This is a genomic window from Lysobacter zhanggongensis (assembly GCF_046638635.1).
Lineage (GTDB): Bacteria > Pseudomonadota > Gammaproteobacteria > Xanthomonadales > Xanthomonadaceae > Novilysobacter > Novilysobacter luteus.
This window is the reverse complement of record NZ_JBJXHK010000081.1, coordinates 1-8621: the sequence shown is the minus strand read 5'-3', so window position 1 is coordinate 8621 and position 8621 is coordinate 1. Positions and strand designations below refer to the sequence as shown.

The following is an 8621-nucleotide window of genomic DNA, read 5'->3' as shown; positions in this document are numbered from 1 at the left end:
CGCCGGGTCCGGACCGGCGGCGCCGGGCTCGACCCCGTCGGGCGGTGCGGGATCGGCGCCGGCCAGCGCATCGAGCGGAGGCAGCAGGTTGCCATCGCTGTCGACCGCGGTGCCCGGCGGCAACGTCGTCGGTGCTTCGGGTAGCGGGAGCGTGCGGTTCGGGTCGCCGGCATCAGGCATCCCGGTGACGCTGCCGCCGGTGCGCTCGGGTGCCGGCAGCGCTTCCCCGCTGTCGGTGCCGGCCAGCGCACGGTCGGCATCGGAGTCGTCGCCACCGCAACCGGACGCCACCGCCATTGCCGCCATCAGCAGGAGCGAGAGGCCGCGCATCCTATTCGCCCAGGTTGACCACGACCACGCCACGGTCGATCACGGTCGAGTCGATCCGGCGGGCGCTGATACGGTCGAGCAGGGTGCTTTCGAGGCGGTACACCGGTTCGTCGCGTGCGTAGTCGGCGAGCCAGGTGTTCAGCAGCTCACGCGAGGTGCCGCTCATCACGCCACCCAGCGCCGGCACATCAACCGACTCGAGCACAGGATCCTGCAGGTGCAGGCCGCGGGTCTGCGGATCGAAGCGGAGCCCGCTGCTGAGCGCGAAATGGCCCGTCGTCCCGACGCTGCTGCCCATCGCCGACAGGCCGACGTCGAAGTCCAGGCGCAGGCGGCTGCTGTCATAAGGGATCGACAAGGTCGGGTTGGTGAGGCGCAGCGAGACCAGCCCGCCGAGGCGCTCGTACTGTTTGGGGAAGTTGCCGTCCAGCGCGTGCTGCAGTTGCGGCTGGGTAAACGTCACCTGGCTGCCGAGCAGCGCGCCCAGGGTATTGAGGGTGGAACAGCCTGCGAGCAGCACCACGAACACCACGAAAGCACCAACGGTCACGGGTTTGCGCATGATCGATCCTCGAATGACCACGGCCACCTTACGCAGCCGCGGTGAATGACGGGTTAGCACTTGCGGGGTATCGCCGACGCCCGTGTAGGCCCCGGGATGCTAGCGCGCCGGAGCGGTTCCGGGTGGATCGACGGCGGCGGTGCGCAGACGTGGAAGCGGGTCGAGCGCACCACCGTCGGCGTAGATTCCGTAGTGCAGGTGGGGTGGGGTGCCCCGGGCGTTGCCGGTGTCGCCGACATAGCCCAACACGTCGCCCGGCAGCACCACGTCACCGACGGCGAGGCCCTCGCGCCAGTCGTCCAGGTGGGCGTAGTAGTGGCGTTCCAAGGCGGGCCCCAGCACCCACACCTGGCGCCCACCCAGCCCGCTTTCGCGTACGGCGCTGACCACGCCGCGGGTGGTGCTGCCGACCGGCGTGCCGCGTGCGGCGAAGATGTCGAGTCCTTCATGCGTCCGGTCGGTACCCCGGGCCGCGCCCCATGTGTCCGCGATGTCGTCCACCTCGACGCCGGCCACCGGCACGGGCAGGGATCGTGGCGGCGGCATGCGTCGGATCTCCCAGGCCATCCGCACCGATGCCATGAAAGGTTGCTGCCATGCCCACCAGCCCGCGACGGCGAACGCGGCCAGCAGGCCCAGCGTCGCCAGCAGCCGACGGGCGGCGGGAGCGTAGTCGCGGCGCTCGTTCGCAGGATCCATCGCCACAGCCTGACGCGGGCCCCGGCAGGTTCGCGTCAAGCAGCCGGCACGGAAAGCGAGTCGGCTTCACGCGGGTTTGCCGCGCGACGCGGCCTATTGGCAGGCATTGCCTGCTCCGGAGTCGAATCCATGATCCGTCGAACCCTGCACCGCGCGCTGCTGCTTGGTCTGTTGGCGTTGCCGATCGCAGTGCCTGCCGCGGCAGCGGACCTGTTGTTGCGCGGTGAGTTCAGCGGCGCCCGCGTGGTATCGGCCACCGAATCGGATGCCACCGGCGAGGCCAGCGCGGTGCTGGCCGACGACAACGACCTGCTGGTCGACCTGGTCTATGCAGGGTTGGCCAACGGGGCGACCGGCGCCTACCTGCACCGCGGCGCGGCGAACGAGAATGGCGACCGCGTCGCCGACCTGGGCATTCCGGCCGACACCACCGCCGGCCAGTTGCGCCAGGTTGAAATTGCGCTCGGGCCCGAGGATGCGGAACGGGTGCGTGCCGGCGAGTCGTACATCGTCATCACCACGCTGGCGTATCCCGATGGTGCGATTCGTGCGCAACTCGTCCCGCAGCCGATCCGGCTGCAGGACGTGGACGACCAGCCGCCCGAGCTGGAGGAAGAGGAGGGCTGACCCGGTCAGTCCTCGTCGTGCCGGGGCTGGTAGGCGACAACCAGCTTCTGCTGCACCTGCGGCGGCACCGGTTCGTAGTGGCTGAAGTCCAGCGAGTAGCGGCCGCGACCGGCGGTCACCGACTTGAGCTCGGCCGCGTAGCCCTCCAGTTCCGACAGCGGCACCTGTGCCCTGACCACGATCTCGCCACGCACGGTGTCGGTCCCGTTGATGCGCGCGCGCTTTGATGCGAGCCCGCCACTGATGTCGCCCATGTGCTGCTCGGGCGCACTGACCTCCAGGTCGACGATGGGCTCCAGCACCTGCGGGCGCGCCCTGGCCACGGCGTCGAGGAATGCCTTCTTGCCGGCCGCGACGAACGCCACCTCCTTGCTGTCGACCGGGTGGTGCTTGCCGTCGTGCACCACCACGCGCACGTCCTGGATCGGGTAGCCGGCCAGCGCGCCGCTGCCCAGCACCTGTTGCACGCCCTTCTCGACCGCCGGCAGGAATTGGCCCGGGATGGTGCCGCCCTTGACCGCGTCGACGAACTCGAACCCGCTGCCGCGCGGCAGCGGTTCCACCCGCAGGAACACCTCGCCGAACTGGCCCGCGCCGCCGGTCTGCTTCTTGTGGCGGTGGTGGCCCTCAGCGGCTGCACTGACGGTTTCGCGATACGCGATCCGCGGCGGGCGCGACTCGACCTCGACGCCGTACTTGTCCTTCAGCCGGTCCAGGTTGACCCGCAAATGCAGGTCCGAGAGACCGCGCACGACCGTCTCGTTGGTCTCGGCCTCGTGCTCGACCACGAAGCACGGGTCCTCCTCGGACAGCTTGTGCAATGCCGTCGCCAGCTTCTGCTCCTGGCCCTTGCTGGCCGCCTCGATGGCGAGCCCGAACATCGGCCGGGGGAACTCCAGCGGCGACAGGTGGATCTGGTCCGCATCGAAGCTGTCGTGCAGCACCGCGTCGAAGTGCAGCTCATCCACCTTGGCCACGGCCGCGATGTCACCCGGCACCGCCCGGTCGATCTCGACGTGGTCCTTGCCCTTTAGCTTGAACAGGTGGCCGACCTTGAACGGCTTCTTGCCGTCGTCGACATAGAGCTGGCTGTCGCGCCGCACGGTGCCCTGGTAGACGCGAAACACCCCGAGCTTGCCGACGAAGGGGTCGTTGACGATCTTGAACACATCGGCGATGACGTGCGCCGACGGGTCGGGCACGGCTTCGATGCGCTCGCGCGTGGCACCCTTCTCGAAGGGCGGCGGGTTGGCCTCGGCAGGGTTCGGGAACCATTGTGCGGCGACGTCGAGCAGTTCCCCGATGCCGACCCCGGTGCGCGCCGAGCAGAACAGCACCGGCACCAGGTGGCCCTCGCGCAGGCACTGTTCAAAAGCCTCGTGCAGCTGCTCGCCCGACAGGCCTTCCTCGCCGAGGTCGAGGTAGCGCTCCATCACCTTCTCGTTGATCTCCACCACCTGGTCGATGATCCTGCGATGCCAGTCGGCTACGGGGCCGAGGTCGCTGTCGCCGTCGGGGCTGGAGAGGCAGTCGACCACTTTCGAACCGCCGCCGGCCGGCAGGTTCAGCGGCAGGCACTCGGGGCCGAACGCCTCGCGCAATTCTTCGAGCACGCGTGCCGGGTCGGCTCCATCCTGGTCGATCTTGTTGACCACCACGACGCGGCAGAGGCCGCGCGAGCGGGCGCGCGCCATCATCCGCCGCGCGCCGTAGTCGACGCCGCTGGCGGCATCGATCACGACCGCGACGGTCTCAACGGCCGCCAGCGCCGACAGCGCGGGTCCGCGGAAGTCCGGATAGCCGGGGGTGTCGATCAGGTTGATGTGCACCGCCCGGCCGGGTCCGGTGTCGTGGTCGATGCTCGCCACGGCGATGTCGAGCGAATGGCCGCGTTGTTTCTCGATCGGGTCGTGGTCCGACAGCGTGTTGCCGCGCTCGACCGTGCCTGCCGTCTGGATGGTGCCGCCGGCGTGCAGCAGGGCTTCGAACAGGGTGGTCTTGCCGGCGGCGGGGTGGCCTGCGAGAGCCACGTTCCGGATGTCTTGCGTGGTGTAGGACATGAGCGGACTTCTNCTGGATGGTGCCGCCGGCGTGCAGCAGGGCTTCGAACAGGGTGGTCTTGCCGGCGGCGGGGTGGCCTGCGAGAGCCACGTTCCGGATGTCTTGCGTGGTGTAGGACATGAGCGGACTTCTCCCTTGGCTGGGATCGAAGGCCGTCATGGCTGTCCGCGCTGCGCGCCGGGCGTGGTGCGCTCGGCGGGCGGTCATGGCGGGAGGCCGGCGCGGGAACGCCGGAAGGCAAGCCTCGCGCCGCCGAGCGGGCGAGTCAAGCGCGCCACCGGTGGGCGCTCGCACCCACCTGCATGCCCCGGTAACACCCGCGTCGCTACCGTGGCGTTCCACGTATGGAAGGAGCACGCCATGGGTATTTCGCGCCACGCCACCGCGCACTGGGAGGGCGACCTCAAGACCGGCAAGGGCCGGTTGAGCACGCCCGACAGCGGGTTGATGCAGGACACCCGCTATGCATTTTCCAGCCGCTTCGGCGACGAGAAGGGCACCAACCCGGAGGAGCTCATTGCCGCCGCGCATGCCGGTTGTTTCACGATGGCCCTGTCGGCCAAGCTGGCCGAGGCGGGCCACGCCCCGACCCGGTTGGACACCCGCGCCGACGTCGACCTGTCGATGGAGGACGGGCCCGCACTTTCCCGCATCCGGCTCAAGCTGGACGCCGAAGTCCCCGGCATCGACGAGGCGCGGTTCCAGGAGATCGCCAAAGACGCCAAGGAGAACTGCCCGGTATCGAAGGCGCTGAGCGCGGTGCCGATCACGCTGGAGGCGAAGCTCAAGGGCTGATGCCCGGCCAGCGACGCACTTGCTGAACCGTTTCACTTGTCGCTAACAAAATTCAGCCACCGTTGCCCGCAGCCGACCGAGGATGGGGGCCTCCGTCGGTTTTCCGATGCTGGCGCGCGCTGGAGTACACATGAAGCGACTGACCACATGGGGCGTCGGCCCCGTCCTCGCCCTGACCCTGGTGGCGACCAGCGGCACGGTTTCGGCCCAGCAAGTCGGTGCCCTGCACGTCCAGCCGTCCACTGGCGGCTACTCCTCGCAGGGTGGCCAGTACGACTACGCGCGGGTGGTGCGAGTTGACCCGGTGATTGACTCGGGCCGCTACGGTTCGAACGACTACGCGTCCGGTGACCGTCGCTGCTACCAGCGGCAGGACCATGCGCGCGGCAGCGTGTACGACGGTGGCTACCGCGATGGCTACGGCCGCGACGACTACTACCGCGGCAACGACGGTTACGACCGCTACGGCAACGGCGGCAGCCAGATCGGCGGCACCATGGCCACGGTCATCGGCGGCGTGGTCGGCGCTGTCATCGGCAGCCAGGTGGGTGGCGGCAGTGCCCGCTACGCCACCTCGGCCATCGGCTCGATGGTCGGCGGTGTGGCCGGCCGGCAGATCTACGAGCAGAGCCAGCGTCAGCGCGACTACGCCGGCACCGTCACGGTATGCGATCCGGTGCCGGTCGGCGACGATCGCTATGCGCGAGCCGGCAACATCCGCACCGCCGGCCGCGGTGTCACCGAGTACGACGTCACCTACGAATACGCCGGCCGCGAGTACACCACCCGCACCCAGTACCACCCGGGGGACCGGATCCGCGTACGGGTCGACGTCCGTCCCGAATAAAGGTTTGACAGGGGAGTCGCGCGATTGCGCGCAGGGGGCCTCACGGCCCCCTTTTTTGTTGTCCCGGCGGGCGGCCTACCAGTCGATCTGGCCGCGTATCACCGCACACACGCGACCGCCGGACCAGACCTCGCCGTCGGCATCGACGTGCAGCTGCAGGCGCGCATCCGCGCCGACCTCGCGGCCCTGGCTGGCGACGTACCGGCCGTCGTGTCCCGGCAGCGCATCGTTGTGCGCCAGCCATGCGGCGATCACCGCATTGGCGGCGCCCGACGCGGCATCCTCGAACGGACCGCTGGCACCGACGAACGCGCGCACCACCAGGTCGTGGCCCGCGTGGGCCTCCGACCGCGCGAAGGCGCACACGCCCATGCTGCCTGTGGACTTCGCCAGCGCGGCGATGGCGTCCCAGTCCGGCGCCGCGCCACGCAACGCGGCTTCGCTCGCGACTTCCACCAGCCACCAGCGCCGGCCGCCGTCCAGCAATGCCGGTGGCAAGGCGCCCGGCAGGAACCCCGCGAGTGCCCCGGCCAGTCGCACGTCATCGCGCGTGGCGGTTTCCACCACCCGGGCGCGGGGCGTGCGCACGGCAATCACGCACCGCTCCTCAGCCCCCGCTTTGTCGACCGACAGCGGCAGAACGCCCGCCACGCCCTCCTGCAGCAGGATTCCGTCGGTCGGCATGACCAGCCCGGCATCCAGGACCGCAAACGCGGTCCCGACGCTTGGGTGGCCGGCAAACGGCACTTCGCGATGGGGGCTGAACATGCGCACCCGGTAGCCCGCGCCTGGCGTGGTCGGCGGGAACACGAAGGTCGTTTCGGGCAGGCGCGTCCAGCGGGCGATCGACTGCATCGTCGCGTCGTCCAGGCCTTCGGCGTCCAGCACCACCGCGAGCGGATTGCCCGCGCCGGGTCGATCGGCGAATACGTCCAGTTGCAGGTAGCGTCGCAGGGGCATGGGGGGGTGTCGTCTGGAAGGCGGGGAGTGCCGGAGGACCGGCGGCCGCGATGGAGTACGCGGCGGACAGGCCGGTGGCTGGGGGATCGGGTGCTGCCCTAGAATCGCGGCTTCGCGAACGGGCGAACGGTCGGCGGGACGCATTCTAGGCGGTTTGCGACGGCTTGGCCGCTCCTGCACCGCACGGGCTTGGCTGCGTGCGCGGGCCGCGCGTGACAGCGAGGACTCGGGCACGATGGGCGCTTCGTGCCGGGTCCTGCAAGGGATGCCCGCAACCCCGTAAATCCAGAGGCGGACGTGGTGACGCAAGCGCAACGTTGGGTAGTGCTCAAGTTCGGTGGCACCTCGGTGTCGCGGCGCAATCGCTGGGACACCATCGGGCGCATCGCCGCGGGCCGCATGTCCGACGGGGACGTGCGCGTGCTGGTGGTGGTATCGGCCCTGTCGGGTGTTACCAACGAGTTGCTGGCGATCGCCAATGGCGACGATGTGCCCGGCCGGCTGGCCGGATTGATCGAGCGTCACCGGGGCTTCTGCGTCGAGCTCGGGCTCGACCCCGATGCCATGCTTGCCGAGCGCCTCGCTGCACTGGAAGCCCTGGGCACGGACGCGCGCGCCGCGGGCCGGCCGCTGGCCTGGCAGGCCGAGGTGCTCGCCCAAGGCGAGCTGATGTCGTCGACCATCGGTGCGGCCTACCTGCGCTCGCAGGGCCATGATTTCGGGTGGTGCGACGCGCGCGACTGGCTTGATGCGATCGCGCTGCCGAACCAGAGCGAATGGGCCTCGCGCCTGGCGGTCAACTGCCGGCGTGACGCCGACGCCGGGTTCGGGACGCGGTTTGCCGCGCAACCGGCGCGCATGCTGCTCAGCCAGGGGTTCATCGCCCGCCACGCGGACGGCGGCACCGCTGTGCTCGGGCGGGGCGGTTCCGACACGTCGGCGGCGTGCTTCGGCGCGCTGCTGGGTGCCGAGCGCGTCGAGATCTGGACGGACGTGCCCGGCATGTTCAGCGCCAACCCGCGCGAGGTGCCCGACGCCCGCCTGCTCGCCCGGCTCGACTACGCCGAGGCGCAGGAAATCGCCACCACCGGTGCCAAGGTGCTGCACCCGCGTTCGATCGCGCCGTGCCGCGACGCCGGCGTGCCGATGGCGATCCTCGACACCGAGCGGCCCGAGCTGCCCGGCACCCGGATCGACGCCAGCGCGGCGACCGTGCCGGGCGTCAAGGCAATCAGCCGGCGCGACGGCGTGGTCCTGGTGTCGATGGAAAGCATCGGCATGTGGCAACAGGTGGGCTTCCTTGCCGATATCTTCGAGCGCTTCCGCCGCCACGGGCTCTCGGTCGACCTGATCGGCTCGTCGGAGACCAACGTCACCATCTCGCTGGACCCGAGCGAGAACCTGGTCACCAGCAACGTGCTGGAGGCCCTCGCAGCCGACCTGGCCGAGGTCTGCCGGGTCAAGGTGATCGCGCCGTGCACCGCGATCACCCTGGTCGGGCGCGGCATGCGGTCGCTGCTGCACAAGCTGTCGGATGTCTGGGCGACGTTCGGGCAGGAGCGCGTGCACCTGATTTCGCAGTCCTCCAACGACCTCAACCTGACGTTCGTGGTCGACGAGGCCGATGCCGAAGGCCTGCTGCCGCAATTGCACGCCGAACTGATCCGCAGTGGCGCGATGCCGGTGCGCGCGGCCGGTGTGTTCGGCCCGAGCTGGCGCGACCTGGCGGTCGGGCGGCCG

8 protein-coding genes and 1 pseudogene are annotated in these 8621 nt (G+C 70.0%); 4 read left to right on the top strand and 5 right to left on the bottom strand.

Features of this window, described 5'->3' with window-relative positions; genetic code table 11:
* The 3 genes and pseudogenes from ACKVMH_RS11340 to ACKVMH_RS11330 form a co-directional block, all read right to left on the bottom strand.
* Nucleotides 1-330 (bottom strand): annotated as a pseudogene (locus tag ACKVMH_RS11340) (hypothetical protein); the annotation flags it as partial.
* Between the two features lies 1 nt (nt 331).
* A complete protein-coding gene (locus ACKVMH_RS11335; RefSeq protein WP_412700366.1) occupies nt 332-892 on the bottom strand; it encodes a DUF1439 domain-containing protein in 561 nt (186 codons plus the stop codon).
* A 99-nt stretch (nt 893-991) separates the two neighbouring features.
* Nucleotides 992-1591, bottom strand: a complete 600-nt coding sequence (locus ACKVMH_RS11330) for a M23 family metallopeptidase (protein WP_412700365.1) — start codon at nt 1589-1591, stop codon at nt 992-994.
* Between the two features lie 129 nt (nt 1592-1720).
* Between ACKVMH_RS11330 and ACKVMH_RS11325 the strand changes: the two genes are divergently transcribed.
* On the top strand, nt 1721-2218 hold the full coding sequence (locus ACKVMH_RS11325; RefSeq protein ID WP_412700364.1) for a CHRD domain-containing protein: 498 nt from the start codon (nt 1721-1723) through the stop codon (nt 2216-2218).
* A 5-nt stretch (nt 2219-2223) separates the two neighbouring features.
* Here ACKVMH_RS11325 and fusA read toward each other — a convergent pair whose 3' ends face one another.
* The gene (gene fusA / locus ACKVMH_RS11320) at nt 2224-4278 is read right to left on the bottom strand and encodes an elongation factor G (RefSeq protein WP_412700363.1); all 2055 of its coding nucleotides are present in this window, start codon (nt 4276-4278) and stop codon (nt 2224-2226) included.
* Nucleotides 4279-4639: 361 nt separating this feature from the next.
* On the opposite strand from fusA, the gene ACKVMH_RS11315 reads away from it, so the two are divergent.
* Together ACKVMH_RS11315 and ACKVMH_RS11310 are read left to right on the top strand one after the other, a co-directional pair.
* A complete protein-coding gene (locus tag ACKVMH_RS11315; protein WP_412700362.1) occupies nt 4640-5074 on the top strand; it encodes an OsmC family protein in 435 nt (144 codons plus the stop codon).
* 130 nt (nt 5075-5204) lie between these two features.
* Nucleotides 5205-5921 carry a glycine zipper 2TM domain-containing protein gene (locus ACKVMH_RS11310; RefSeq protein ID WP_412700361.1) on the top strand — a complete coding sequence of 239 codons (717 nt, stop codon included), beginning with the start codon at nt 5205-5207 and terminating at the stop codon, nt 5919-5921.
* 75 nt (nt 5922-5996) lie between these two features.
* On the opposite strand, the gene ACKVMH_RS11305 is transcribed toward ACKVMH_RS11310, so the two are convergent.
* A complete protein-coding gene (locus tag ACKVMH_RS11305) occupies nt 5997-6881 on the bottom strand; it encodes a PhzF family phenazine biosynthesis protein (RefSeq protein WP_412700360.1) in 885 nt (294 codons plus the stop codon).
* Nucleotides 6882-7181: 300 nt separating this feature from the next.
* On the opposite strand from ACKVMH_RS11305, the gene ACKVMH_RS11300 reads away from it, so the two are divergent.
* Nucleotides 7182-8621: aspartate kinase (locus tag ACKVMH_RS11300; RefSeq protein WP_412700359.1), on the top strand; the 1440-nt coding region annotated here is incomplete at its 3' end.

Coding starts and splice junctions, on each gene's coding strand:
- ACKVMH_RS11335 (WP_412700366.1), bottom strand. CDS start 892: ATGCGCAAACCCGTGACCGTTGGTGCTTTCGTGGTGTTCGTGGTGCTG.
- ACKVMH_RS11330 (WP_412700365.1), bottom strand. CDS start 1,591: ATGGATCCTGCGAACGAGCGCCGCGACTACGCTCCCGCCGCCCGTCGG.
- ACKVMH_RS11325 (WP_412700364.1), top strand. CDS start 1,721: ATGATCCGTCGAACCCTGCACCGCGCGCTGCTGCTTGGTCTGTTGGCG.
- fusA (WP_412700363.1), bottom strand. CDS start 4,278: ATGTCCTACACCACGCAAGACATCCGGAACGTGGCTCTCGCAGGCCAC.
- ACKVMH_RS11315 (WP_412700362.1), top strand. CDS start 4,640: ATGGGTATTTCGCGCCACGCCACCGCGCACTGGGAGGGCGACCTCAAG.
- ACKVMH_RS11310 (WP_412700361.1), top strand. CDS start 5,205: ATGAAGCGACTGACCACATGGGGCGTCGGCCCCGTCCTCGCCCTGACC.
- ACKVMH_RS11305 (WP_412700360.1), bottom strand. CDS start 6,881: ATGCCCCTGCGACGCTACCTGCAACTGGACGTATTCGCCGATCGACCC.